We start from the raw sequence: 24,725 nt of genomic DNA on the forward strand, positions 1-24,725 counted from the left end.
ATGCTTTACCCTTTTAAAGATATGGAACCAAAGATTGGAAAAAACAGCTGGATAGCACCATCAGCTGATGTTATTGGTGACGTTGAGTGCGGAGAAGATTGCTCTATCTGGTTTGGAACGGTTGTCAGAGGCGATGTTCACTACATAAAGATAGGCGATAGAGTAAGCATACAAGATTTGAGCATGGTGCATGTAACTCATCATAAAAAAGCTGATAGAAGTGATGGACATCCAACCATAATCGGTAATGATGTAACCATAGGACACCGCGTAATGCTTCACGGATGTACAATACAAGACGCTTGTCTTATCGGGATGAGCGCGACCATACTTGATGGCGCAGTTATCGGCAAAGAGTCAATTGTAGGAGCTGATGCACTTGTAACAAAAAACAAAGTTTTTCCTCCTCGCTCACTCATCATGGGAAGCCCTGCAAAAGTTGTAAGAGAGCTAAGTGATGATGAAGTAAAAGAGCTTTACGCTTCTGCTTCAAGATATGTAGAGTTTAAATCTCACTATCAAAAATAGATGCCTGAATACTTTATATTTGCAGATATTATTGGCATCATAGCGTTTACAATAAGTGGTTTTTTAATCGCTATCAAAAACAATCTTGACATACTAGGCATACTTATAGCCTCTGCTCTTACTGCCCTTGGCGGTGGTATAATCAGAGATGCAATTCTAAGCGCACCGCCTTACGCTTTTACATATATCCACCCTGCTCTTACTCTCGTCATAACCATTTTTGTAGCTTACATATTCAAACTCTACAAAGAGAGTTCAATCGAGAGAAAATGGATGTTTGTCATAAGTGATACTATTGGGCTTGTAGCCTTTAGCATCACTGGCGCACTTCTGGCAATCAACGCTGAGTATAACTTCTTTGGCATAGTGATTTTGAGCTTTATAACCGCAGTTGGCGGAGGGGTTACAAGAGATATTATGATAAATGAAGTTCCAACTGTACTAATTAGTGATTTTTATGGCTCAATCGCTGTAATAGTCGCTCTTCTGCTTGGCACTTTAAACTTTTTTAATGCCATAAATGAGTTCAGTATCATCACAACCGCTCTCTTTAGCATTGCGCTAAGACTTATCGCATACAAAAAAGGGTGGCATCTGCCAAAACTAAACAGCTCCTCTATTTAAACTCTTTCTCTATCCTCATAAGCTCTACTACAGGCGGGTTTGGAAGTGTAGGAAAAACTTTTTTAACAGCATCAGTAGTCCATTGAGGATAAATTCTAAAGTTGAGCTTTACACTAACGCTAAACGGATGTTTAATATCTTCTGCAAGTTCAAACTTCTCAACTCTTCTCTCTTTAGCTGCTATTCTAGTGTCGCTTAAAAGCGTTTTATATCTCCAAAACAGGAGCCCTACTGGTTTGCCATTCTCATCTCCAAAAACTTTTTGAAAGAGTCTGCTTCCATCTTCTATATTTCCATCCTCTTTTAGTTTTCCGCTTGAGAATAGAACTTTGCCATCTCTATCTTTTACCTCAACATCAAGCCAGAGTTCTCTAAAGTCTGCAACTCCAGTTGGCAGATGATGCCCTGCACCTACATTTGTAACTCCAACACTTAAAATATTATCTTTTACCTCAACATCAAGTTTTGCAGAACTCTTAAGCAGTTCAATAGTCTGCTCCTCATTTTTCTTATCTTTTAGCCCAGATAAAAAGTGGTTTGAACCGCTAAAGTAGTGAACTTTTACATCCTCTTTTATAACACCGCCATCAGTTGAAGTTCCCCGCAGTGGCGAGAGTTTTGCATCTTTTAGATTTGTCATATGACAATCTATACAACTTTTATGTTTACTCTTATCTTTTGGATTGTTATATTCAGATTTTTCCCACTCTTTAAATGTTGACACAATCGCGATGCCATTTATCGGATGAGACTCATCATGACAAGACGCACAGTATCTGCTCTCTTTATAGAGTGGGTTCATATAGCTTTTTTTGTGTGCCTCTGGATTTGAGTTGATAAGTTTCTCGCTAAACCAATGCCCAAGCGGTGCCTTGCTATCTTCAAATGCGTATTTTTTTCGCTCAAGTGTAACTGTATAAGAGGCATTTCCTTTACTACTTGCATCTGTAATTCTATGACATGTAACACATGAGACACCCTCTTCAAGTCTAAAGTTATCTTGCTCTTTAAAATCTTTACTCAGTTTCTCTGCATCTTTTTCAAAAAGTTCATCACGCAAGAAGTTCCCCTCCATGTCGTGAGTAGTTTTTTCATGCCCATTTAAGAGAGCGCTCGGGTTATGGCAACCCATACACCACTTGCGAAAGCCATCTCCTTCGGCTTCCCCAGCTAAAGTTTCCATAACCATATAGTATGGATTTGAGCCAACCATATGTTTATGGTTTGAGTTACTCCACTGCCTAAATATCTCACTATGACACGATTTACACTTAGCAGAAGATGTCCAATCTTCACTATGATAGCTTCGTGTGCTATTTACTTCTATGTTTGATAGCATTTGAGCGGAGTGTGCGGTTTGCGGGTTGATTAAAAACAGAAGTCCAACAGAAACGATAAGCTTCTTTTCTGTAAAAAAAGCATGTGATATAAAAAGAACTATTAACAAAAATGAGCCATAAAGATGGATGTTAAAAGAGAGTATTCCAACTATATCTCCGCCTCTGTTGCCTATTAAAAAGAGATAAAATCCACTCATTATCAAAAGCACAAAAAGAGCCAAAAGTGCCCAACCGTTCGCACTATTTACTTTTTTTATAAAATAGTATCTACGAATATGTCTATAAATAAATGGAACAAGCAGAGATAAAATTGCAATTGAGCTTAAAATATGTAAAACCTGAATGACTCTAAAATCTTCCCAAGCCATCTCAATCACCTTCCATTGAAGCACTCCTGAGATAAACATCACAAAAAGCAAAATCTTTATTACTGTTCTCATCTGCTCTCACTTACATCATACTCTACTATATCGCCCTCAAGCGTTCTTAAAAATGCAACTATCTCATCAATCTGCTCTAGTGTTAAATGGCGTCCAAGCTGATGTTTTGCCATAACATTTACCGCCTCTCTTATCTTTGGCACTGCCCCATTATGAAAATAAGGAGAGGTTTTTGTTACATTTCTCAAAATCGGAACACGAAATAGATGCTCTTTGTTTTTACCTAAAAATCCACCGCTATTTTCAAATGGAAATTCACTCTCAAACCTTCTAAACTCTGGAAATAGCTCAAAGTTTGGTTTTAAATCATAAACTTGTGCAAAATCTCTAAGCGGAAATCTCTGAATACTCTGTCCTCCAAGCGATATATCGCTATGACACCCTTTACATCCAAAACCGATGAAGTTTGCCAAACCTCTTTTTGCGTCACTGCTCATAGCAGAGTTGTCACCCTCCAAAAATCTGTCATACGCGCCTCTGGTTACTAGAGTTTTTAGATAAACCTCGATAGCTCTGTTGATATTTTCAAATGTAATAGCATCTTGAAATGTATCACTAAACATTTTTCTATATTTTTCACTCTTCATAACTCTTTGCTCAAGCTCTTGTGCTGATATATTCATTTTGTGATAAGCCAAAAAAGAGTTTTTACTCTGCTCTCTTAGAGTGCTAACTTCGCCACTCCATGTAAAGTGTTTTGCAAAAGCACTGTTTAGAACAGTTTGTGTGTTTAAAAGATATGGGTGCGGTTCATGATTATCGCCCTCTGAGAAGGTAAACCTATCAACTCCGCTTTGATCTCTTAGATGACACGCCACGCAGTTGTTTGTCTGCTCCTCACGTGAAGAAATCATCTTAGACATTGCGCCTCTATTTTTGAGCTCTTTATCAAAAGAGTGACAGGTGGAACAACTTGTTTTAGCATTTTTTGATAGGTTTGTATCAAAAAACAGCTCTCTTCCAAGCGCTATTTTTGAAGCGTTCATTGGGTTTGATGTATCATCAACAAGCTCTAAAAGCTTTTCATAACTATTTGGAGTAGGCTTTAGCCCTTTTGATAATGCTAACTCTCTTAATTTATCATCACTATATTTTGGTATAACTTTTGGAGGCGTTAAATAAGCGATAGATAAAATTATACTCACAACTGTAAGTGCGAGTATAAGTGTATAAAAGAGCAACCTTTTCATCTAAATTCCAAAAGTTGCTTTTACTTTATCTTCAAAAGCTTCATTGCTTAGCTCTTTTCTAAGAGGAACAAACGTTGTAGCCTCAACACCAACAGGCACAGCGATAGGAGCATTTTCATCTTCTATTATCATCTTTATAGCCTCTGCAATTGGCTGCGCTGAAGGTCCTTCATTTATAGCCTTTGCCACAATCGGTACAAAATGAGCTACCAAATCTTTATATGGCGAATTTTCAGATGTTGTTTGAGCATTTGCAACTAAACCTTTTTTTACAAAGTTTGTGCCAAAAAGCCCAGCTTCAACAGAGTGAACTCTGATTCCAAAAGGGAGTGTCTCAAATCTAAGCGAATCAGTAATCCCCTCTACTGCATACTTTGAAGCATTGTAGTGTGAAAGCAGAGGAAGCCCCATTTTGCCTAAAAATGAGCTAAGATTGATAATAACTCCACACTTTGCTTCTCGCATGTGAGGAAGAACTTCTCTTGTGGTTTTAATAACTCCAAAAACATTTACATCAAACTGATTAAATATCTCCTCATCAGTTCCATCTTCCAATGTTGCTAAAAGCCCATACCCAGCATTATTGACCAGAACATCAATCTTGCCCTCATTTTTTATAATAGTTGCAACCGCATCTTTTATACTTTGCGTTTTTGTAACATCAATATAGATATGCTTTAGATTTCCGCTTCCCCCTGCAACCGCTGAATCTCTTGAACCAGCATAAACTATATATCCGTTATCTGCTAAAAGTTTAGCACTAAGTTCACCCATCCCAGACGTGGCACCAGTGATTAAAATTACTTTTGACATGTGAAACTCCTTTAATTATATAGCTTAGTATATGAAAAAAATGAGTATCAATCAAGTCTCTTTATCAATAAGTAGAGGTTATGTTCTATAATCAGCGTTAATCTTAACGTATTCATGTCCTAAATCACAGCCATAAGCTTTAAAACTGCCCTCGCCTACGCCTAAATCACACGAAATAGTAAACTTCTGATGCTGCATTATAACTGCACATTTTTTCTCCATCTCTGCATCAAAGAGTATCTCTCCTCTATCATAAACACAAAGATTGTCAAATGAAATTTTTAGCTTCTCTTCATAAGCCTCAACTCCACTAGCTCCTATTGTAGAAGCTATTCTTCCCCAGTTTGGGTCTTCTCCAAAGAGTGCAGTTTTAACAAGCAGTGAGTCAGAGAGTGCTTTTGCTGCTATCTCTGCATCTCTATCATCTTTAGCACCGCTCACTTTATAAGTTACAAGCTTTGTTGCACCCTCTCCATCACGAACCATCTCTAACGCTAAAAAGTGCATAACTTTAAATAGCGCCTCTTTAAATGCCTCTTTATTATACGCACCGCTTCTACCATTTGCTAAAAGTAAAACAGTGTCATTTGTTGAAGTGTCTCCATCAACGCTAATGGCATTAAAAGTTGTTTTTACCACTTCATCTAAAGTCTCTTGCATCTCAGCTCTGCTTACTTTTGCATCAGTTGTTATAAAGCAGAGCATAGTTGCCATTGCAGGATTTATCATCCCAGCACCTTTTGCAATTGCCCCTATATTGAAACTGCTTCCGTCATCTAGTTTTACGTTAAAAGAGATCTCTTTGGGAAATGTATCTGTTGTCATGATAGCTTTTGATGCACTGCTTGAATCTTTTTTACTTAAATCAAAAAGTTTCATTCCCTCTATGATTTTAGCTTTTGGAAGTCTAACACCTATAACTCCAGTTGAGCTCATTATAGGATTTTTAACGCTCTTTGGAGCGTTTGAGAGAACCTCTTTTATATCCTCTATACCAGCTTTACCAGTCATTGCATTTGCATTTTTTGAGTTTATGATTATAAAGTTTGATTTAACATCGCCCATTTCTCTAAAGTGTCTAATTGGCGCTGCGCACATCTTGTTTGTGGTAAAAACAGAAGCAACTTCGCACTCATCTTCACTATAGATAAATGCCATATCTTTAGCACCCTCTTTTTTAAGTCCTGCACTGATTCCATCAGCAAAAAAACCTTCACTAGCGCATACTCCGAGGCTTGAATAGATTATATTATACAAATTTGAGCTCCTTTGGCTTATCTCTTTTTCTTAGTAAATCTTTTGTTACATTTATATCTTTTTGAGTTCCAATTACGAGAAGTTTACATTCACTAGTAATTAAAACATCTCCTTTTGGCATTGCCAAAAATTTTCCTTCTTTTTTAGTAATACCAACGATAGAGGTGTTTGTTATCTCTCTGATATGTGTTTCTCTTAGCTTTTTAAGAACTGCCCAACTATATTTTGGAACTTCTATTTCTTCCATATCAAGTGGATTATCGCTCTTATATAAAAACTCTTCAAGTAAATTTTCCATATCAGGACGAGCAGCCATTGCAGTTATTCTTTGCGCTGTTAATTTAGTTGGAGATATAACTGTATCGGCGCCGAGTTTTTTAAGCTTTTCAACATCACTTACACTCTCAGCAGAAGAGATTATGTAATAAGGTCTTGGTAGAAAATGCTCTTTTTCAAAAAGTCTAACCGAAGCAATAAGTGCTATATTGTCGGACATAGAGCTGGATAATGTAATAAGCCCTTTAGCAGAAGCAAGATGCGCTTTTAGCATAGTAAGCTCGGCATGTGGCTCAGCTCTCAGGTATGTTGTATAGTTATGCTCCGCGGCCCATTCATGTATCTCTTCTCTTGGGTCAACAACAACAAAAGGAATGTGGTTTTCTCTTAGTTGCTTAGTAACTTCAAGCGTATAGTCATTATGATAACAGACTACATAATGCTTTTTGAGCCTTGCTATACTGTATAACATTCTTCGCTCCTTTAATATTCTAGATAATTTTCCCTTTCTCACAACCTCTACAACAATACCTACTGCAAAAGTAAATACAGTAAACCCTAAAATAATAAGTGTTACTGTAAAAATCTGACCTGTTGCTGAAAATTCTCCTTCATTCATCGAACCAAATCCAACAGTTGTAAAGGTGTATCCAGCTTGAAAGATTGCATCCATTATCGTATAATCTTCTATGTATACGTAACCTAAAGTTCCAACAAGCATAAGAAGCTGAATTAAGATTAGTGGCGTTCTAAAAGGGAGAAGTTGTGCATAAAGTTCGTCATTAAGTGTGACTGCGGGTTTGGGAGAAATCTCCCAATGTAGAAAGTTTCGAATCTTCTCTAAGAGATTCAAGTTAGCGTCCTTTTAAACTTAAGAGTTTTTCTTAAGTGTACGTAACTCTCTTGCAGAGATTTTAACCTTTTGAGTTGTACCATCATCTAAAGTGATACGTACTGTTCTAAGATTTAATAAAAAACGACGTTTTGTTTTGTTTTTAGCGTGTGAAACATTGTTCCCGCTCATTGGGCCTTTGCCACTAATAGCGCATTTTCTTGCCATAATTAGCTTCCTTATTTAGGTTTTTAAAGTTGCGAAGTATATCAAGCCTAAACAAAACTTCTGCTTAAGGGTAGCAGTAATTAATATTTCTTTTATCCTTATGAGGGTAGAATAAAACAAATTTAGGGGCATTAATAAAAACAATGATAACAAAAGAAAATATTGATAGTTTTATAGAAAAAATACCACCTTCACCAAAAGTTTTAAATGAGACTCTCTCTCTTTTAAAAATTGGAGAACTTGTAAAAGCAGCAAAGGTTGCGGAGCAAGATTTAGCCCTTAAGTCATATCTTAAAAATATAGTCAATAAGCCTATTTATGGATTTAGAAATGAAGTTAGCGATATAGGGCAAATATTTGGCATACTTGGTGTCTCTTTATCTCAGCAGAGCGTATATAACTACATGGTTGCACTACTTAGCCCAGACAAGTGGTCTCTTTTTAAATTAAATAGTGCACTGTTTCATGAGCTTCAAGCAAATCTTTCAAAAAGATGGGAAGCTATTTTAATGCGTCTTAATATTCAAGATGACAATATCTATGCAGCTATCTCTCTTCTTCCTGCTAGCATCATTGTAACGGAAGCTCTTTTTGCGCAAAATAAAAAAGAAGTGGAGCTCTTAAGAGGTGCTAAAGCACTAGATTACAACACAATTCTAATACGTTTATCTGGTGTAAGCCTTTTTGATATATGCGAAGAGATTGCTAAAAAGTGGGAGATGCCTAGTATTGTTAGCTCAATTGTTCAAGCAGCTTCAGGCGTAAAGCCATCTCAAGATAAAAAGGTAGATGCTCTTGGAAAATGGATGCATCTTCTACTTTTTTATAAACTCTCTCAACCAGAGTTCATCAAAGCTGGACTGAATGACTTTATTGACTTCCAAGTTGAATATGTTAGTGATATATATGATGATTTTGCTTTACTGATGGAGATCGAATGAAAGCCGTATTAAAAAATGGAATTGCGGTCTTTTCTCCTCAAGGCTTCTTGGATGCAAACAGCTCAAACGTATTTATGAGTATGGAAGATATTGAATCAGCAATAAATCTAAAAGCTGACATGATTTTAGTTTCACTAAAAAAAGTTATTTTTTTTAATAGAAACGGTTTAGATATTTTTGTAAAGCTCTTTTCTAAAATCCGTAAAAAGAATCAGGCAACTGTTGGATTTTGCGATTATGATAGAAAAAAATATGAAGCAATGAGGAGATTTTTTCATGATGAACTTAACTTTTCATTATTTAAAACATTAGATATCGCCTATCTATTTTCATCAAGTTTTAAAAATTTGAATAAAAATATTTTAATTTATAGCAGTGACAAATCTCAACGCTCCGCAATGGCAATTGAACTACACGATGGAGGACACAATCCAATAATAGCACAATCATTTGAAGAGTTTGAAGAGAAAAAAAATAATAAAGCTGCGTATGACTACATAATAGATTCAACATTTCTTGGACAAATGGGACAAAAAGTAGCAACGCGAGTAACTGGTAACGCAATAATTTACACAGTGACCTCTTTTTTAGATGTTGAGATAAGCGAGCAGTTCAATATCGAATATCACAACAACTCTCTAAACGTAGGATTTAGACTCTTTATATTTGATGCATATAAAGTTATAAGTATGAACATACACGCTCTAAACTTCTTCTCAAAACTATCTAGTTCAGCAGCTGAATATAATGCGAGCATCTGTTTTGTGGGTATGAGATTTAATAAAACTCCAATAGCATTTAAAGAGACGATGGAAGATGCAGGAATACTCTTTTATGAACAAATGGATGATATTCTTCAAAATAAAGAGCTTCTAAAAGAGCTTGGTGCCAGCAGTGCTTCTAATATAAAATACAAAAGAGTCATAAATAAAGAAACTATCTTAGAGTTGCCAAAATTTATAGATGCTACTGTATCCACTTTAGAGATGATGACAAGCGCTAAAGCAATCAAAGAGGCCGTAAATGTACGCGATTTGGCTATTAAAGAGAAAAAAGACAACGTTGCAAGTTCTATTGGCTACTATGGAGATATAGATGGCATGGTTATCTTGGTTTTTCCAAAGGTGATTGCAAAAAAAGCTTGTGAACTTTTAATTGGTGATAGTACCGATGACTTAGAGATGATTTTAGATACATTGGCTGAACTTGTAAATATCGTAGGCGGAAAGATAAAAACTCTTCTTGCGGATGAAAATATAAGCGTAAACATAACACTTCCTAGAACATATCAAGATATTGATAGCTTAATGGAAGTTGTTGAGGGAAGAAAAGGTGTACAGGTAGATTTGTCTTTTAACGACGATAAATTCTTCTTTTTCTTAACAAGATAAAAGCAACAAAACTGTAAAATCGCAAAATAATTATAAGGAAAATAGATGAAAGTAGCTCCAAGTATTTTATCAGCAGATTTTGGAAATTTACAAAGAGATGTTGAAGCTATTTGCGATGCAGGTTGTGATTTTGTACACGTAGATGTTATGGATGGGCATTTTGTTCCAAATCTTACAATTGGTCCTGTTGTTGTCTCTGCTATCGCTGCATGTGCAACAAAGCCTCTTGACATTCATCTTATGGTTGAGAACAACACTTTTTTTGTTGACCTTTTTGCTCCACTTAAGCCCGAATATATCTCTTTTCACATAGAAGAAGAAAAACACCCTCATAGACTTATACAAAAAATTCGCTCTCTTGGAATAAAACCAGCAATTGTACTAAATCCTCATACGCCTCCTGAAGCTATTGAGTACCTTTTAGCAGATTTGGACATGGTACTACTTATGAGTGTAAATCCAGGGTTTGGCGGACAGAGTTTTATAGATAGCGTACTACCAAAAGCAAAAAAATTAAGCGCAATGAGAGATAAGCTAAATCCAAAATGCCTTATTGAAGTTGATGGCGGAGTAAGTGATAAAAATATTAAATTACTCAAAGAAGTTGGAGTTGATATAGTAGTTGCTGGTAGTTATGTATTTGGACATAAAGATAAAAAAACTGCGATTGAGTCTCTAAAAATCTAATCATGCGCACTAAGATTTGTGGAATAACCTCTTATAAAGATGCAATGAATGCAATTATCTCAGGTGCTGATGCCTTGGGATTTGTTTTTTATGAAGATTCACCGCGCTATATATCTCCTTCACAAGCAAGAGAAATTATAAAAAAATTACCACCTTTTGTAGAAAAAGTTGCTCTTTTTGTCAACAGTGATGCTCAGGTAATCAACTCTTACTGCCAAGAATCAGGCGCTACTCTTGCCCAGATTCACTTTAAAGCTCCAAGTAGACTATACGAACAGTTGTTCGTTCCATACATAAAAGTTATCAGAGCAAAAGAGCCTCAAGACATTTTACTATATGGTGATGAGTACAGACTTGTAGATGCCTATTGTGAGAGTTATGGCGGCAGCGGAAAAAGGTTAAATCTTGAGTGGTTTGACGGAGTTGACTGCTCAAAAATAATTTTAGCTGGTGGACTAGATCCAAAAAATGTAGCTTCACTCAAAAAATATGGATTTTATGGCGTAGATGTAAGCAGTGGAGTTGAAATTTCACATGGCAAAAAAGATTCTCAAAAAGTAGCAGAGTTTATTAGAAATGCAAAGTCATAATTTATGATTTCTCTTGAACCTAGTTTTTCTTTAGACGCAAAAAGTATTCACAAACTCTCAACAAAAGGCTTGTCTCTTAAAACACTAAAAGAGCAGATAGATGATGATTTAGATTTTTTACTTCAACTTTGGCACTCTCAAGGTTTAGAAATCGTAAAACAAGCTGGACATTTCTACTTCACAACTGCTTTTAAGCCAATGCAAGAGAGTACCTTTTGTATTGTAGATATTGAGACAAACGGCTCAAAAATAGAAAAACATCAGATAATAGAAATAGCAGCTCTTAAAGTTAAAAATGGATTAGTTGTAGAACGTTTTGAGTCTCTTGTTGAGTGCCATGAAATAAATCCTCACATAACAGAAATAACTGGCATATCAACAAATGATACTCTAAACGCACCAAATCTAAAAAAAGTTATGTATGATTTTAGAACATTCTTAGGCGACGCTGTTTTTATAGCGCATGATGTTAAATTTGATTATAAATTCATCTCCTTAAGTATGCAGAAGATTGGTCTGCCCCCTCTTTTAAACAGAAGTTTATGCTCGCTATCCTTAGCTGAGAGAACATTAGAATCATATAGATATGCTCTATCATATCTAAATACTATATTTAACCTTAATCCTGATGCAACTCACCATAGAGCGATGAGTGATGTTATAACAACGTATGAGCTTTTTAAATTATCATTAAATAGTGTAGATAGTGAAGTAAAAACGGTTGAAGATTTGATAAGATACTCAAAAGAGGCAAAAAGGCTTAAGAGACCGAAGTTTGATCCTCGACTTGAGGATCAAGAGTAGTTTTATTCGCTAAAAGCACCCACACTAGTTAGTTTTTTATATCTCTCTTCCATTCTTTGTTCTGAAGACATTTGGCGCAGCTTTGTAAGTTCACTTAAAAAGTACTCTCCAATAGCAGCAGCAGCAGCATCTCTATCTCTATGAGCCCCAATTAACGGCTCTGCTATAATGTCATCTATAAGATTTAACTCTTTTAAGTCACCGCTTGTAATTTTCATGGCATTTGTTGCAGATTCTACTTTTGCAGGGTCATTCCATAAAATAGCAGAACATCCCTCAGGAGAGATAACGCTAAAGACAGAGTATCTCATCATTGCAAATCTATCAGCAACACCTATAGCAAGAGCTCCACCACTTCCACCTTCGCCAATAACTACTGAAATGGTTTGTGTGTTAAGTTGTGACAATTCTAGCAAATTTCTTGCTATCGCTTCACTCTGATTTCTCTCTTCAGCACCAATTCCAGGGTATGCACCAGGAGTATCTACTAACATAAGAAGAGGAAGATTGAACTTTTCAGCAAGTTTTGCGGCACGTAGCGCTTTGCGATAGCCTTCAGGATGAGGCATACCAAAATTTCGCTTTATCTTATTTTTAGTTCCACGACCTTTTTGCTCACCGATCACAACAACTTTTTCTTCTCCGATATAACCGATATAGCAAAGGATAGCAGCATCATCGCGGAAATGTCTATCCCCATGAATCTCATACTTATCTCTCATAAGCAAGTTGATATAATCAAGAGCATATGGTCTATCAATATGACGAGCTAATTGAAGCTGTTGAAAAGGAGAAAGATTTGTAAAAATCTTTGAAACTTCCTTATCTAAGTTTTTCTTTAGTGACTCTACAAGCCCATCATCATGACGAACTTGTGCAGATATTATATCTTCTTGGATTATTTTTATTTTCTGTTCAAAGTCTAAATATGTTGCCAAAGTGGACTCCTTATACTTAGATTTTTTTGAAGATTAAAACGCCGTTTGTTCCACCAAAACCAAATGAGTTACTCATTACAGTATTTAACTCAGCAGCTCTTGCCTTATTTGGAACAATATCTAAATCACAATTTTCATCAGAAGTCTCATGGTTGATTGTCGGAGGAATTATTCCATCACGCATTGCCATTAAACATACTACTGCTTCAATACCACCAGCTGCACCAAGACAGTGTCCGATTTGACCTTTTATTGAGCTCATTGGAGGGCAATTCTCTTTTCCACCAAGAAGCTCTTTAACTGCTGCTGTTTCATTTTTATCATTAATAGGAGTACTTGTTCCATGTGCATTTACATAATCAAGTTTAGGTTTTCCTGCCATAGTATAAGCTGCTTTCATAGCACGAGCTGGACCATCAAGACTAGGAGTAGTTATGTGACTTGCATCACCGCTCTCGCCAAAGCCTATAATTTCACCATAAATTTTTGCTCCACGAGCAACAGCATCTTCATATACCTCTAATACTAATGCAGCAGCACCTTCCCCCATAACAAATCCATCACGATCAGCATCAAATGGACGAGAAGCTTTTTTAGGCTCTTCATTTCTAGTTGAGAGCGCTTTCATAGCAGCAAAGCCGCCAACTCCAGCACCAGTTACTGCACATTCAGCAGAAACTACCAACATCTTATCGGCACCGCCACACATAATAGTCTTTACTGCTTCGCTTATCGCATGAGTTCCAGCAGCACATGCTGTAACACTTGATAAGTTTGGACCCTTAGTTCCATGTTCGATTGATACAAAACCGCCAAGCATATTTACAAGAGCAGACGGGATGAAAAACGGACTTATTCTTTTTGGACCTTTTGTCTCTATAATGATTGAATTTTTTTCAATTGCAGGAAGTCCGCCAATACCAGAACCAGCGCTTATACCGAATCTTTCCATATCAGTATCTTCAGAAATATTTGCATCAAGCATCGCTTCTTGAGCTGCTTTTAATCCAAGATGAATAAATCTATCAGCTTTTTTCACCTCTTTTGGTGACATTACAGTTTCAGGATCAAAATTTTTAACTTCACCAGCTATCTGTACAGCGTAATTTTCTGGATCAAAAAGTGTAATTCTATCTATACCGCATTCACCTTGACAGATAGCTTTAAAAGAACTCTCTTTATCATTTCCAACTGCATTTATCATGCCCAATCCAGTAACTACGACTCTTTTCATAAAAATTCTCCATATAAAATATAAAATACTTTTTAAAACCCATACAAATGAGCTTTAAAAAGTATTTCTACCGAGAATATTCTCAGTAGATTTTAAATTATTACTTGCTTTCGATGTAGTTAACTACGTCTTTAACAGTTCTAATTTTTTCTGCTTCATCATCAGGAATTTCGATATCAAATTTCTCTTCAAGAGCCATAACTAATTCAACTACATCAAGGCTATCAGCACCTAAATCCTCAACAAATTTTGAGTCCTCTTTAACTTCATCAGCGCTTACGCTTAATTGTTCAACTACTACCGCTTTAATATCGTCTAAAAGTGCCATTCTAGCTCCTATGTTTTATGTGTAAAATCTTGGAATTGTAGCATATTTAACTTAAATAAACTCTCTTGTTCTAAAATACAAAACTCTTTGTTTGCCTATTTTGAGCCCATTTTTAAAGATTTTTAAAAAGCGCTACAGCCTTCTTAGATGCCTCTTTATGAAGAATTATTGGTTTTGGATAATTATCTATATCTGTTGATATAAGATACTCTTCATTATGTATATTTTTTGACTCAATTGCAAGGAGCTCAGGAACAAATCTCTTTATATAGAATGTTTCTTTGTCAAATTTCTTACTCTGCAAGTAAGGATTAAAAACCCTAAAGTATGGCTGTGGATCGACTCCTGTTCCAGCACTCCATTGCCATGAGAGAGCATTACTTGCTTTATCATAATCAAGCAGATGCTTTGCAAAAAATCTCTCTCCCCACTGCCATGGAAGAAGCAGATCTTTTGTAAAAAAAGAGGCAACAATCATGCGAACACGGTTGTGCATATAACCTGTTGTCAAAAGTTCTCTTACTCCAGCATCAACTATTGGCACTCCTGTTTTAGCACTACAAAAAGCTATAAACTTCTCTTTATCTTCTATACCATTAAAGCTGTATTTATAATTTTTACTCTCTATATGTGGTGTATGAAATAGTGCGTAAGCGTAAAAATCTCTAAAGATAAGCTGTCTGATAAATGGTTCACTAATGCTCCCTAGCTTCAACACTTCGCGTAAAACTTCTCTTATAGAGATAGTTCCAAAACGCAAATCAACACTTAAATTTGAAGATACATCAACATCTAAAAAATCTCGCATTTGGCTATATTTTGAGATGTTTTTTTTAAAAATATCAAGCTTTTTTTGTGGGTCTATGATTTTTAAATTTTGTTGTATAAATCCAATGGATTCTAGGTCTAAAGTAAGTTTTGATATATCTGCATTTATCTTTGTTATACCATCATAATCACTCTTGATTAAAATATTTTGAGCAATTTTTTTCTCTTGTAAATCTTTTGTATTTAGTGCAACTCTAGCTTTTTTGTAAAATGGTGTAAAGACAAAATAGGGTGAGCCATCATCTTTTAGTATCTCTTTGGGTTTAAAAATATATGTATCATGCAGGTATCTGAAATGGAGTTTGTGTGAGATATGCAAATCTCTATTTTTTGCATAACTATCATAATCCCCAGACGCAACAACCTCATCAAACTCACTCAAATGTTCAAAAACAGCCTCTGGAGTTCCATAAAATATCTTTAAATCTAGTCCAATATTTTGCAAATCACTCTTTAATTTTAAGAGATAATGAAAGATGAAAGCTACTCTTCTATCATCTACATGTAAATCTCTTAAGATATTTTCATCAAATATAAAGATAGGCAAAACCTCTCCGCCAAAAGTTAGCAGAGGATTGTCTTTTACTCTTAAATCTCGTCTAAACCAAAGTACTCTCTTCAAAACTGCTCTACTTTGAGCTAAGTAAACTTGAGCGCAATGCCAACTCTTTTGGGTATGGATCTAAAAAAACTTGTCCTAAAAGATACTCGTTGTTATATTTTTTCGCATAGAGTTTTATAGTTGAGAGCGGAACAACGATAGGCACTATTTTTTGTGCATATTCCTCTATCTGCTCATGCAGTGTCTCTTTTTCGACACTGCTTAACTCATTTTTAAAAAAACCACTCATATGTTCAAGCACATTTCTATTTCTTTTGATAGAGCTTTTTTTTGCTATAGCTGTTTTAAAGTTATACTCATAGTTTGATAAAAGCTCATCAAATGGTAATTTTTCATGATTTCCTACTATATTTCCAAGAACTCTATAAATCTTTTCATCTTTTGCTTGAAGCAGAAATTTATTTTTTGTATGAAAATCAACGAGCATTTTTATAGTTGGAGTGCTATTTTTTAAAACTTCAAATGAGTTGTAAGCAAAGAGTTGCATGATAAAATTCTCTCTTAGCCAATCATCTTGAAGCCGTCCCTCCTCTTCCATTGGAAGGAGCGGGAACTTCTCTTTACAGATAGCTACAAAGACACCATCTGCTTTTGAATCAGCAAAACCATTCTCAAGATAAGCTTTTGCACTTCCCATCCCGCAACTAGGAGATTTTGACTTAAAAATAATCCCGCTTAAATCATTTTGTACGATTTTATAAAACTCTTGATATGATTTTTCTATAAGCTCATCGGTTAAATCATCGCCATTTTTATTTGAAATCACACGATAATCACTCTCTTTATTTACAAGGCGTATTGAGGGACGAGGTGTTCCAAACGCTATGGCTTCTGGACAAAATGGAGCAAAAGAGGCATATTTTCCAAGCTCATCAGTTACAAATCTATCATGCTTATGCCCGCCGTCAAAACGAACTTTTTCACCAAGCAGACATGCAGATACCGCTATTTTCATACAGTGCCTTTTTAAATCTTTTTATAACAAAACATGGCATTACGCCATGTTCATTCCGCCATTTACTTTTAGCGTCTCACCTGTTATGTAACTTGAATGATCAGAGAGTAAAAATGCAGTTGCTTCAGCGATTTCACTAGGATTTCCAAAACGACCCATCGGTATCTTTGATGTAAAGCTACTTTTAATCTCATCACTTAATACATCCGTCATCTCTGTTGCTATAAAACCTGGAGTGATGGTGTTGTAACGGATACCACTAGATGCAGCCTCAAGTGCAAAACTCTTAGTCATAGCGATAACTCCGCCTTTACTTGCTGAGTAGTTAGTCTGCCCTGCATTTCCTGTCTCACCTACAATTGAAGCGATATTTACAACTGAGCCAGATTTTTTCTTTCTCATAACTTTCATAGCTTCACGGCAACCCACAAAACATGAGAGAAGGTTGGCATTTATAACCGACATAAAATCCTCACTCTTCATACGGAGTGCTAATTTATCGTTTGTAATTCCTGCATTGTTTACTAGGTAGCTTAGTTCTCCATCGCAGTCAACTATCGTTTTTATCGCATCAACAAAAGCATCTTCAGAGCTTACATCAAAGCCGATAACTGCGGCACTTCCGCCATTTGCTTCAATCATCTCTTTTATAGCATCAGCCTCTGTGGCACCGCTTCTATAATTAATCCAAACCTTTAGTCCATAACCAGCTAAAACCTTTGCTATCTCTGCACCTATACCACGACTCGAACCCGTTACTAAAACATTTTTTCCACTAAATTTCATACTTTTTTTTCCTTATTTTTTAAACTAAACTATGGTCCATCTCTTTGGGAATCTCAAGCCCCATAAGCTTTAAGATAGTTGGCGCTATGTTATTGAGTCCACCATCTTCTACTCTGCTTACTCCATCTGCTTCAACAAAACACCAAACTTTTCCAACTGTATGATTTGTTAAAACATGCCCCTCATCGTCTCTCATCTCTTCGCAATTTCCATGATCTGAAGTGATAAGAACAGCATAATCCGTCTCTTTTGCTTTTTTTAAAATCTTGCCAAGTTCGCTATCGACTGCATTTACTGCAACTTTTGCTGCTTCAAGATTGCCAGTATGCCCGACCATATCGCCATTTGCAAAATTTACAACTATAAAGTCATACGCTTCATCCATCCCTTTTAGTACAACTTCTCCAACTTCAAACGCGCTCATCTGCGGTTTTTCATCGTAAGTTCTAACATTTGGAGATGGGATGAGAACCCTTGTCTCATTCTCATAAGGCTCATCAATACCGCCATTAAAAAAGAATGTGACATGCGCATACTTTTCAGTCTCTGCTGTGTGAAGCTGTCTTAATCCAGCACTTGATATAACCTCACTAAGAGTATTTTTTGGCGAATCTTTTTTAAAGAGAACTGGATAAGTAAAACTCTTGTCATACTCAGTAATAGTTGCTACATGCAGTTTTATATCAGGCTTTGCAAATGAGCTGAAATTATTATCACCGATAGCCGTAGTAATCTCACGCATTCTATCGCTTCTAAAATTTATCATCAAAACAGCATCGTTATCCATCATACCATCATAGCCATCAAATGCGATAGGTTCAATAAACTCATCTGTTTCGTTTTTTTTGTATGAAGCGTCAATGTAAGCCGATGGATTTAAGAGAGTTTTTGGCTCTGCTTTTACCATCGCCTCGTACCCTTTTTCTACTCTATTCCAGCGATTATCTCTGTCCATAGAGTAAAAACGACCAGATACAGTAGCTATCTTTACACTTTTGCTTAGATGTTTTTCAACTTGTAAAAGATACTTTTTTGCAGAAGTTGGAGAGACATCTCTGCCATCTGTGATGAGATGCAAAAACACCTCTTTACCCTCTTTTGCAGCAATATCTGCTATTCCCATAAAATGGTCTATATGCGAGTGCACTCCGCCATCACTCATAAGCCCTACAAGATGGAGTCTATTGGACTTTGCCAACAACTCTTTAAATGCTTCATTGTCTTTAAATCTATTTTCACTAAGAGAGAGAGAAATTTTTACTAAATCTTGATATAAAACCCTGCCACTCCCTATACTCATATGCCCTACTTCAGAGTTACCCATCTGTCCCTCAGGAAGCCCAACGCTAAGTCCATAAGTGCTGATTAGAGAGTGAGGAGTATTTGAAAATAGTTTGTCATATGTCGGCTTTTGGGCATGGTAAAATGCGTTATACTCTGTCTTTGAGCAGTAGCCAATACCATCAGTAATAACTAGAATTGCTTTTTTTGCCAATGTACTTCCTTCATAATAATAGTTTTATGCAATTATACTATAATGTCATTTTTATTTATAAGGACTACCCACTTTGCTGTACTGGCTCTCAGAAATACTTAATATCAACTTACTTGGATACATAACAATACGAGCTGGAATAGCTTTCTTTTTAGCGCTATTTTTTACACTTTTTTTGATGCCTCGCTTTATAAGATGGGCACAAGCGACATCTAGCCACCAGCCGATTAATGAGTGGGCACCACAGAGCCATCAAGCCAAAGCAAAGACACCTACTATGGGCGGAATAGTTTTTATCTTTGCAACTATTTTAGCTTCAGTTATTACTATAAAATTCTCTAATATCTATGCAGTTTGTGCGGTTTTAACGCTTATATTTTTTGCTTTTATTGGTTTTCAAGATGATATTGCAAAAATCAAAAAAAATGAAAATTTAGCAGGGTTAAAAGCTAGAACAAAACTCATACTGCAAACTGGTTTTGCACTTGTTATCTCTACACTTCTATATAACCTACCAGATTTTAATACATCTCTTTACATCCCGTTTTTAAAAAATCCGCTATTTGATATGGGCATTTTTGCTATATTTTTCTGGACTATTGTAATTATTGCAACATCAAATGCCGTAAACCTAACTGATGGACTAGATGGTCTTGCAACTGTTCCTTCTATTACCGCTCTTGCCTCTTTTAGTATTATCATATACATCACAGGAAATGCAAATATAAGCTCGTATTTGCTTATGCCACATATAAACATAGGAGAAGTTGCCATAGTCTCAAGTGCTTTAATTGGGGCTTTGAGTGGTTTTTTATGGTACAACTGCCATCCTGCTGAAGTTTTTATGGGAGATAGCGGTTCACTAACAATTGGAGCTTTTTTAGGCTATCTTGCGATTATCTCAAAGAGTGAGATTTTACTTCTTCTTATTGGTTCTATTTTTGTGATAGAGACTCTATCTGTAATTCTTCAAGTTGGAAGTTATAAACTCAGAAAGAAAAGAGTCTTTTTGATGGCTCCAATTCATCACCATTTTGAGATGAAAAATTGGGCTGAGAACAAGATAATAGTGCGATTTTGGATTATCGCAACGCTATCAAATGTTATAGCGCTTATCACTCTAAAGATTCGCTAATGCAAAGAGTTTCACTGTTTGGTTATGGCAAAACAACAAAAGCTCTCTCAAAGCTCTTTAAAAATCCTATCTTTTATGATGATAAATGTACAAAACCATTTATTGATGAAGCTGGATTTAGAGTAAAACCATCATCTGAGTTTAATCCATCTTATTCAGATTTAGAGATACCCTCCCCTGGGATTGCTCCTTCAAATCCGCTTATATTAAGAGCAAAAAATCTCATAAGCGAATATGACTGCTTTGCTCATACAACACCGCTTAGCGTTTGGATAAGCGGAACAAACGGTAAAACAACAACTACACAGATGATGCAGTATCTTCTTCGTGACAAAGGCTCTCTTGAGGGTGGAAATATAGGCACTCCTTTAGCTGATTTGGATCAAAATGCTCAAATTTGGATACTAGAAACTAGCTCATTTACGATTCACTACACAAACAAAACCTCTCCAAATATATATGTTCTTCTACCAATAACGCCAGACCATCTAAGTTGGCATGGAAATATGGATGAGTATATAAAGGCAAAACTAAAGCCTCTTTCAAAAATGAGAGAGGGCGAAGTTGCTATCATTCCAAAGGCCTATAAAGATATAGTGACTTCTTCTGCTTATATTATTTTTTATGAAGATGAGAAAGATATAGCAAAACACTTTGATATAGATACAAAAAGAGTGAATTTCAAAGGTGCTTTTTTGATGGACGCACTTTTGGCTATGGCAGTTGATAAGATACTCTTTGACAGAGTTAATTATGAAAAAATAAACTCTTTTGTTATAGACCCACATAGACAAGAGGAGCTACATGACTCTAAAGGTCGTCTTTGGGTAAACGATACTAAAGCTACAAACTTAGACGCAACCATTGTAGCTATGAAGCGTTACAGTGACTCTTTTGTGCATCTTATTTTAGGCGGCGATGATAAGGGCGTGGATTTGAGAGAACTCTTTGTTTTTCTAAAAGATTGCAATGTCAAGATTTATAACATCGGCTCAAACAAGGATAAACTCTCAAATCTTGCACAAGAGTATGGAATAAAATTTGAACTATGTAAAAACCTCGCAGATGCAATTGTAAAAATAGATATAAATTTACAAAGTAACGAAGTTGCCCTACTATCTCCAGCGGCAGCCAGTCTTGATGAATTTAAATCTTATGCACATAGAGGCGATCAGTTTAAAGATGCTATCAAAGAGCTAAAATGAAGAGAGTAGCGATACTCGCATCACATAATGGAAGCGGCTTTGATGCCCTATATGAGGCGATAAAAAAGAGTGGCCTACTTATAGAAATTCCTCTTATCATCTCAAACAACAGTGGTGCTAAAATTATAAAAAATGCTAAAAATTACGGAATTGAGAACTTTATAGTTAACTCAAAAACAGCTCAAAATCAAGATGAAAAAATAGAACAACTTCTAAATAAGTACAAGTGCGATTATGTTTTTTTATCTGGATACATGAAAAAAGTGAGTGCAAATATAACAAAAAATTTCAAAGTCATAAACTCACACCCCGCCCTACTCCCGAATTATGGCGGAGAAGGGATGTATGGGCGATTTGTTCACGAAGCTGTTATAAAAAACGGTGAGAAAATCAGCGGTGTAACTATCCATGAAGTCAATGAACATTATGATGAGGGGAAGATTATCTTACAAAAAGAACTTCTTCTTGACAAAGATGAAAGCGTTGACTCCCTAGAAGATAAGATAAAAAAACTAGAACGTATTGCGATAGTTGAGAGTTTTAAACATATCACTTCACTCTCATAAGCTAACTTTCAGTCCCTCTTAGCTAAAATTGCGCTCTTAAAAGATGGCCAATTAGCTCAGTCGGTAGAGCAGCAGATTGAAAATCTGCGTGTCCTTGGTTCGATTCCGAGATTGGCCACCACCTCTTTTAAAACTATAACTACTCTTTAATAATGGCCAATTAGCTCAGTCGGTAGAGCAGCAGATTGAAAATCTGCGTGTCCTTGGTTCGATTCCGAGATTGGCCACCACCTCAAGAAAACTACTTTATAAGTGCGACAACTTCATCTACACTCAAAACTTTTCCACTACTTACAACTTTACCATCAATCACTAAAGCTGGTGTGCTAACTACTTGATACTCCATGATTTTCATAATATCATCTACTTTTACTATCTGAGCAAATTTTCCGCTCTTAGCAACTGCTTCTTTGACAACTTTTTCTAAAGTAATACATTTTGCACAACCTGTTCCAAGCACTTCTATCTTCATCTTTTATCCTTGTTAATTTAATCTTACGCTTAGTTGTCTCTATTTTTAATAATAAAGTTTTTAGCTCTATCCCCACGTAAGTACTCAGCACTACCTACCAATCCATCACTTAGATACTTAGTTTTATATCCCTTAAGATGAAGGAACATACGAGCAATATTTGCTCTATCGTTATGCGGACATACAGTAATTATCAACTTGTTTTTATCAAGCTCTGCCAAACGTTTTGGTAACTCATTTAGAGGAATATTCTTTGCAAACCCCATACTCCATGCTTCGACCTCCTCTTTAAAACGAATGTCAATAACTTGAGCACTATCCATCTCTACAAGTTCTAACATCTCTTGCGTATTTATTTTCATATCTTTAGGCTCTTCATAACTAAATCCTTGTAGATATTCATCAAAGCTTTGCGCCTGTGCAAACGCAATCGTTACAGCCAACAATAGTAAAATTTTTCTCATCTTTTATCCTTATAAAATAATATTAAATAGATACCCGATAGCGATTATTCCGCTTCCTACAATGGCAAAAAATATGCCAATAAGCTTTAGTGAAATAATCTTTTTAAGTATTAGAGCCTCTGGCAGACTAAGTGCAGTAACGGCCATCATAAAACTAAGAGCGGTCCCAAGCAACATACCTTTACTTGTTAAAACTTCTATAAGTGGCATAACTCCAGCTGCATTTGAGTACATCGGTATTCCCATAAGCACAGCTATAATAACTGCAAATGGATTACCTTCCCCTGTATATGAAGCTATAAAATCTGTCGGAATATATCCATGTATCCAAGCACCTACACCCACACCAATCATCACATAGATATATATTTTTTTGAAAATATCTAAAGTATAGCTCCAAGCCTCTTTTGCTCTCTCTTTGAGTGAGAGCTTTACCAAACTCGCTTCAAGCTCTCCTTCGATGGGTTTGACATCCATTAAAATCTCTTTTTCCATACCCATCTTGCCTATCAGCCAACCGCCGAGTATCGCTACACCCAGACCAAAAAGTATGTAGATTGAGGTCACTTTCCAGCCAAAGATACCAAAGAGCATTGCAATCGCTATTTCATTGTTCATTGGCGCAGAGATCAGATAACTAAATGTCACTCCAATAGGAATTCGTGCTTGAATAAAGCCCAAAAACAGAGGTATCGCAGAGCATGAACAAAAAGGAGTGATTATTCCAAAAACAGAAGCTCCAACATGCCCATAGAGTGATGATTTTCCCTGTAAGTGGGCACGAACATACTCTGTATTTACCCAACTCCGCAAAAATGAGACTGCAAAAATGACACTTAGAAGTAAAAACCAAATCTTTATGGTGTCATAAATAAAAAAGTGTGATGCTTCTGCTACTCTTCCTTGAAGCCCTATAACAACATAAACAAACTCTTTTGAGAGTTCATACCACATTTAACAAAGCTCCTCTTTGACAACTGGCAGAAGTTCTTTCTCAATGAGATTCAGTGTTTTTTCATACTCCTCTGCGGCTTTGCCAGAAGGGTCATCAAAACTTATATGTATAGTCTTAACAGCTTTTGGAAACATTGGACATGTCTCTTTTGCATGGTCACACACGGTTACGATTAAATCAAACGCAGTATCTAACACTGTTTCAATTACTTTTGAGTGATACTCATCTCTCCAATAACCTTTTTCTTTAAGTAAAGCCTTGGCATTTGGGTTTATTGCACCGCTTGCTTTAACGCCAGAGCTTTGTGCCTCTATGCAATCTCCAAGCTTTGCGTTTATTAATGCCTCTGCCATAATTGAGCGGCAACTATTACCAGTACATAAAATCAATACATTTTTTTTCATACTTTACACTCTCCATTTTCAGATAATTTTTTTAAAGCTGGAAGCTTGATCTCCAAATAACGAATCTCTTCTAGAGCTTCACTACGAAAGCGGTCTAATGGACTTCTAATAGAGTAATAAGCCCAAGTTCCGCGCCTATCTACTCTCAAAAAACCTGCATCTTTTAAGATTTTAAGATGACGAGAAAGGCGGGATTGAATCATATCAAGAGAGTTTTGCAGATCACAAACACAAGTTTGACCATGCTCATCAAGAAAACGCAACAGCAATACTCTTGTTTCATCATTAAGAGCTGCAATACTTTTTAAAAACACTTCCACATCTAACTCCTTTAGATAATTAAAATTGTAGCAAAATAGATTTATTAAATCAAGATATATTGATATATAGATTTAAT

Annotated in this window: 28 protein-coding genes and 2 tRNA genes; 12 read left to right on the plus strand and 18 right to left on the minus strand. The window is 36.0% G+C overall.

From position 1 onward, the window contains the following. Together AC6H33_RS08585 and AC6H33_RS08590 are read left to right on the plus strand one after the other, a co-directional pair. The gene (locus AC6H33_RS08585) at nt 1-528 is read left to right on the plus strand and encodes a gamma carbonic anhydrase family protein (protein ID WP_497604473.1); all 528 of its coding nucleotides are present in this window, start codon (nt 1-3) and stop codon (nt 526-528) included. After that, a complete protein-coding gene (locus AC6H33_RS08590) occupies nt 529-1,152 on the plus strand; it encodes a trimeric intracellular cation channel family protein (protein WP_497604474.1) in 624 nt (207 codons plus the stop codon). On the opposite strand, the gene AC6H33_RS08595 is transcribed toward AC6H33_RS08590, so the two are convergent. From AC6H33_RS08595 to rpmB, 6 genes are all read right to left on the minus strand, one after another. After that, entirely contained in the window at nt 1,145-2,932 is a 1,788-nt protein-coding gene (locus tag AC6H33_RS08595; RefSeq protein ID WP_497604475.1) for a multiheme c-type cytochrome, read from the minus strand. The genes AC6H33_RS08590 and AC6H33_RS08595 overlap by 8 nt on opposite strands. Next, a complete protein-coding gene (locus AC6H33_RS08600; protein ID WP_497604476.1) occupies nt 2,929-4,122 on the minus strand; it encodes a cytochrome-c peroxidase in 1,194 nt (397 codons plus the stop codon). The genes AC6H33_RS08595 and AC6H33_RS08600 overlap by 4 nt, the downstream gene beginning before the upstream one ends. Next, nucleotides 4,123-4,935 (minus strand): SDR family oxidoreductase, encoded by an 813-nt coding sequence (locus tag AC6H33_RS08605; RefSeq protein ID WP_497604477.1) that lies wholly within the window; start codon nt 4,933-4,935, stop codon nt 4,123-4,125. A 78-nt stretch (nt 4,936-5,013) separates the two neighbouring features. Then, nucleotides 5,014-6,192, minus strand: a complete 1,179-nt coding sequence (gene argJ / locus AC6H33_RS08610; protein ID WP_497604478.1) for a bifunctional glutamate N-acetyltransferase/amino-acid acetyltransferase ArgJ — start codon at nt 6,190-6,192, stop codon at nt 5,014-5,016. Next, the gene (locus AC6H33_RS08615; protein WP_497604479.1) at nt 6,185-7,321 is read right to left on the minus strand and encodes a potassium channel family protein; all 1,137 of its coding nucleotides are present in this window, start codon (nt 7,319-7,321) and stop codon (nt 6,185-6,187) included. Before AC6H33_RS08615 ends, argJ begins: the two co-directional genes overlap by 8 nt. An 18-nt stretch (nt 7,322-7,339) precedes the next feature. Next, a complete protein-coding gene (gene rpmB / locus AC6H33_RS08620; RefSeq protein WP_428729123.1) occupies nt 7,340-7,528 on the minus strand; it encodes a 50S ribosomal protein L28 in 189 nt (62 codons plus the stop codon). Between the two features lie 143 nt (nt 7,529-7,671). Between rpmB and AC6H33_RS08625 the strand changes: the two genes are divergently transcribed. From AC6H33_RS08625 to AC6H33_RS08645, 5 genes are read left to right on the plus strand one after another with little or no spacing between them, the layout of a single operon-like run. Continuing rightward, nucleotides 7,672-8,469 carry an HDOD domain-containing protein gene (locus AC6H33_RS08625; RefSeq protein WP_497604480.1) on the plus strand — a complete coding sequence of 266 codons (798 nt, stop codon included), beginning with the start codon at nt 7,672-7,674 and terminating at the stop codon, nt 8,467-8,469. Beyond that, entirely contained in the window at nt 8,466-9,860 is a 1,395-nt protein-coding gene (locus tag AC6H33_RS08630) for a chemotaxis protein CheX (RefSeq protein ID WP_497604481.1), read from the plus strand. The genes AC6H33_RS08625 and AC6H33_RS08630 overlap by 4 nt, the downstream gene beginning before the upstream one ends. A 45-nt stretch (nt 9,861-9,905) precedes the next feature. Continuing rightward, on the plus strand, nt 9,906-10,547 hold the full coding sequence (gene rpe, locus AC6H33_RS08635) for a ribulose-phosphate 3-epimerase (RefSeq protein ID WP_497604482.1): 642 nt from the start codon (nt 9,906-9,908) through the stop codon (nt 10,545-10,547). Nucleotides 10,548-10,549: 2 nt separating this feature from the next. Continuing rightward, entirely contained in the window at nt 10,550-11,137 is a 588-nt protein-coding gene (locus AC6H33_RS08640) for a phosphoribosylanthranilate isomerase (RefSeq protein ID WP_497604483.1), read from the plus strand. A 3-nt stretch (nt 11,138-11,140) separates the two neighbouring features. Further along, nucleotides 11,141-11,941, plus strand: a complete 801-nt coding sequence (locus tag AC6H33_RS08645) for a 3'-5' exonuclease (protein ID WP_497604484.1) — start codon at nt 11,141-11,143, stop codon at nt 11,939-11,941. 2 nt (nt 11,942-11,943) lie between these two features. Here AC6H33_RS08645 and accA read toward each other — a convergent pair whose 3' ends face one another. From accA to gpmI, 7 genes are all read right to left on the minus strand, one after another. Next, complete coding sequence (gene accA / locus AC6H33_RS08650; protein WP_497604485.1) at nt 11,944-12,879, minus strand: acetyl-CoA carboxylase carboxyl transferase subunit alpha; 936 nt, start codon at nt 12,877-12,879, stop codon at nt 11,944-11,946. Between the two features lie 16 nt (nt 12,880-12,895). Continuing rightward, complete coding sequence (locus AC6H33_RS08655) at nt 12,896-14,113, minus strand: beta-ketoacyl-ACP synthase II (RefSeq protein ID WP_497604486.1); 1,218 nt, start codon at nt 14,111-14,113, stop codon at nt 12,896-12,898. Between the two features lie 100 nt (nt 14,114-14,213). After that, nucleotides 14,214-14,441: an acyl carrier protein gene (acpP, locus tag AC6H33_RS08660; RefSeq protein ID WP_041672290.1), complete on the minus strand. Its 228-nt coding sequence runs from the start codon at nt 14,439-14,441 to the stop codon at nt 14,214-14,216. Between the two features lie 112 nt (nt 14,442-14,553). Then, a complete protein-coding gene (locus AC6H33_RS08665; protein ID WP_497604487.1) occupies nt 14,554-15,891 on the minus strand; it encodes a cryptochrome/photolyase family protein in 1,338 nt (445 codons plus the stop codon). Nucleotides 15,892-15,898: 7 nt separating this feature from the next. After that, the gene (locus AC6H33_RS08670) at nt 15,899-16,846 is read right to left on the minus strand and encodes a YbgA family protein (protein WP_497604488.1); all 948 of its coding nucleotides are present in this window, start codon (nt 16,844-16,846) and stop codon (nt 15,899-15,901) included. A 39-nt stretch (nt 16,847-16,885) separates the two neighbouring features. Next, nucleotides 16,886-17,632: a 3-oxoacyl-ACP reductase FabG gene (gene fabG, locus AC6H33_RS08675; protein ID WP_497604489.1), complete on the minus strand. Its 747-nt coding sequence runs from the start codon at nt 17,630-17,632 to the stop codon at nt 16,886-16,888. Between the two features lie 19 nt (nt 17,633-17,651). After that, entirely contained in the window at nt 17,652-19,127 is a 1,476-nt protein-coding gene (gpmI, locus tag AC6H33_RS08680) for a 2,3-bisphosphoglycerate-independent phosphoglycerate mutase (RefSeq protein WP_497604490.1), read from the minus strand. Between the two features lie 73 nt (nt 19,128-19,200). Between gpmI and mraY the strand changes: the two genes are divergently transcribed. The 5 genes from mraY (at nt 19,201) to AC6H33_RS08705 (ending at nt 22,263) form a co-directional block, all read left to right on the plus strand. Continuing rightward, complete coding sequence (gene mraY, locus AC6H33_RS08685) at nt 19,201-20,262, plus strand: phospho-N-acetylmuramoyl-pentapeptide-transferase (RefSeq protein WP_497604491.1); 1,062 nt, start codon at nt 19,201-19,203, stop codon at nt 20,260-20,262. Then, nucleotides 20,262-21,467 (plus strand): UDP-N-acetylmuramoyl-L-alanine--D-glutamate ligase, encoded by a 1,206-nt coding sequence (gene murD / locus AC6H33_RS08690; protein ID WP_497604492.1) that lies wholly within the window; start codon nt 20,262-20,264, stop codon nt 21,465-21,467. The genes mraY and murD overlap by 1 nt, the downstream gene beginning before the upstream one ends. Continuing rightward, on the plus strand, nt 21,464-22,033 hold the full coding sequence (gene purN / locus AC6H33_RS08695) for a phosphoribosylglycinamide formyltransferase (protein WP_497604493.1): 570 nt from the start codon (nt 21,464-21,466) through the stop codon (nt 22,031-22,033). Before murD ends, purN begins: the two co-directional genes overlap by 4 nt. A gap of 45 nt (nt 22,034-22,078) precedes the next feature. Next, nucleotides 22,079-22,154 (plus strand) — tRNA-Phe (locus tag AC6H33_RS08700). 33 nt (nt 22,155-22,187) lie between these two features. Then, nucleotides 22,188-22,263: transfer RNA gene (locus AC6H33_RS08705), tRNA-Phe, on the plus strand. An 11-nt stretch (nt 22,264-22,274) separates the two neighbouring features. On the opposite strand, the gene AC6H33_RS08710 is transcribed toward AC6H33_RS08705, so the two are convergent. Genes AC6H33_RS08710 through AC6H33_RS08730 form a run of 5 tightly spaced genes read right to left on the minus strand, consistent with a single transcriptional unit; the run spans nt 22,275 to nt 24,648 of the window. Beyond that, entirely contained in the window at nt 22,275-22,505 is a 231-nt protein-coding gene (locus tag AC6H33_RS08710) for a thioredoxin family protein (protein ID WP_497604494.1), read from the minus strand. A 29-nt stretch (nt 22,506-22,534) separates the two neighbouring features. Continuing rightward, nucleotides 22,535-22,969, minus strand: coding sequence for a rhodanese-like domain-containing protein (locus AC6H33_RS08715; protein ID WP_497604495.1), 435 nt, complete (start codon nt 22,967-22,969; stop codon nt 22,535-22,537). Nucleotides 22,970-22,978: 9 nt separating this feature from the next. Beyond that, nucleotides 22,979-23,923: a permease gene (locus AC6H33_RS08720; RefSeq protein ID WP_497604496.1), complete on the minus strand. Its 945-nt coding sequence runs from the start codon at nt 23,921-23,923 to the stop codon at nt 22,979-22,981. Further along, nucleotides 23,924-24,328, minus strand: coding sequence for an arsenate reductase ArsC (locus AC6H33_RS08725; RefSeq protein WP_497604497.1), 405 nt, complete (start codon nt 24,326-24,328; stop codon nt 23,924-23,926). Next, on the minus strand, nt 24,325-24,648 hold the full coding sequence (locus AC6H33_RS08730; protein WP_497604498.1) for an ArsR/SmtB family transcription factor: 324 nt from the start codon (nt 24,646-24,648) through the stop codon (nt 24,325-24,327). The genes AC6H33_RS08725 and AC6H33_RS08730 overlap by 4 nt, the downstream gene beginning before the upstream one ends. Nucleotides 24,649-24,725 lie beyond the last annotated feature (77 nt).

This window comes from Sulfurimonas limnophila (assembly GCF_059705345.1).

Coding starts and splice junctions, on each gene's coding strand:
- AC6H33_RS08585 (WP_497604473.1), top strand. CDS start 1: ATGCTTTACCCTTTTAAAGATATGGAACCAAAGATTGGAAAAAACAGC.
- AC6H33_RS08590 (WP_497604474.1), top strand. CDS start 529: ATGCCTGAATACTTTATATTTGCAGATATTATTGGCATCATAGCGTTT.
- AC6H33_RS08595 (WP_497604475.1), bottom strand. CDS start 2,932: ATGAGAACAGTAATAAAGATTTTGCTTTTTGTGATGTTTATCTCAGGA.
- AC6H33_RS08600 (WP_497604476.1), bottom strand. CDS start 4,122: ATGAAAAGGTTGCTCTTTTATACACTTATACTCGCACTTACAGTTGTG.
- AC6H33_RS08605 (WP_497604477.1), bottom strand. CDS start 4,935: ATGTCAAAAGTAATTTTAATCACTGGTGCCACGTCTGGGATGGGTGAA.
- rpmB (WP_428729123.1), bottom strand. CDS start 7,528: ATGGCAAGAAAATGCGCTATTAGTGGCAAAGGCCCAATGAGCGGGAAC.
- AC6H33_RS08625 (WP_497604480.1), top strand. CDS start 7,672: ATGATAACAAAAGAAAATATTGATAGTTTTATAGAAAAAATACCACCT.
- AC6H33_RS08630 (WP_497604481.1), top strand. CDS start 8,466: ATGAAAGCCGTATTAAAAAATGGAATTGCGGTCTTTTCTCCTCAAGGC.
- rpe (WP_497604482.1), top strand. CDS start 9,906: ATGAAAGTAGCTCCAAGTATTTTATCAGCAGATTTTGGAAATTTACAA.
- AC6H33_RS08640 (WP_497604483.1), top strand. CDS start 10,550: ATGCGCACTAAGATTTGTGGAATAACCTCTTATAAAGATGCAATGAAT.
- AC6H33_RS08645 (WP_497604484.1), top strand. CDS start 11,141: ATGATTTCTCTTGAACCTAGTTTTTCTTTAGACGCAAAAAGTATTCAC.
- AC6H33_RS08655 (WP_497604486.1), bottom strand. CDS start 14,113: ATGAAAAGAGTCGTAGTTACTGGATTGGGCATGATAAATGCAGTTGGA.
- acpP (WP_041672290.1), bottom strand. CDS start 14,441: ATGGCACTTTTAGACGATATTAAAGCGGTAGTAGTTGAACAATTAAGC.
- AC6H33_RS08670 (WP_497604488.1), bottom strand. CDS start 16,846: ATGAAAATAGCGGTATCTGCATGTCTGCTTGGTGAAAAAGTTCGTTTT.
- fabG (WP_497604489.1), bottom strand. CDS start 17,632: ATGAAATTTAGTGGAAAAAATGTTTTAGTAACGGGTTCGAGTCGTGGT.
- murD (WP_497604492.1), top strand. CDS start 20,262: ATGCAAAGAGTTTCACTGTTTGGTTATGGCAAAACAACAAAAGCTCTC.
- purN (WP_497604493.1), top strand. CDS start 21,464: ATGAAGAGAGTAGCGATACTCGCATCACATAATGGAAGCGGCTTTGAT.
- AC6H33_RS08710 (WP_497604494.1), bottom strand. CDS start 22,505: ATGAAGATAGAAGTGCTTGGAACAGGTTGTGCAAAATGTATTACTTTA.
- AC6H33_RS08715 (WP_497604495.1), bottom strand. CDS start 22,969: ATGAGAAAAATTTTACTATTGTTGGCTGTAACGATTGCGTTTGCACAG.
- AC6H33_RS08720 (WP_497604496.1), bottom strand. CDS start 23,923: ATGTGGTATGAACTCTCAAAAGAGTTTGTTTATGTTGTTATAGGGCTT.
- AC6H33_RS08725 (WP_497604497.1), bottom strand. CDS start 24,328: ATGAAAAAAAATGTATTGATTTTATGTACTGGTAATAGTTGCCGCTCA.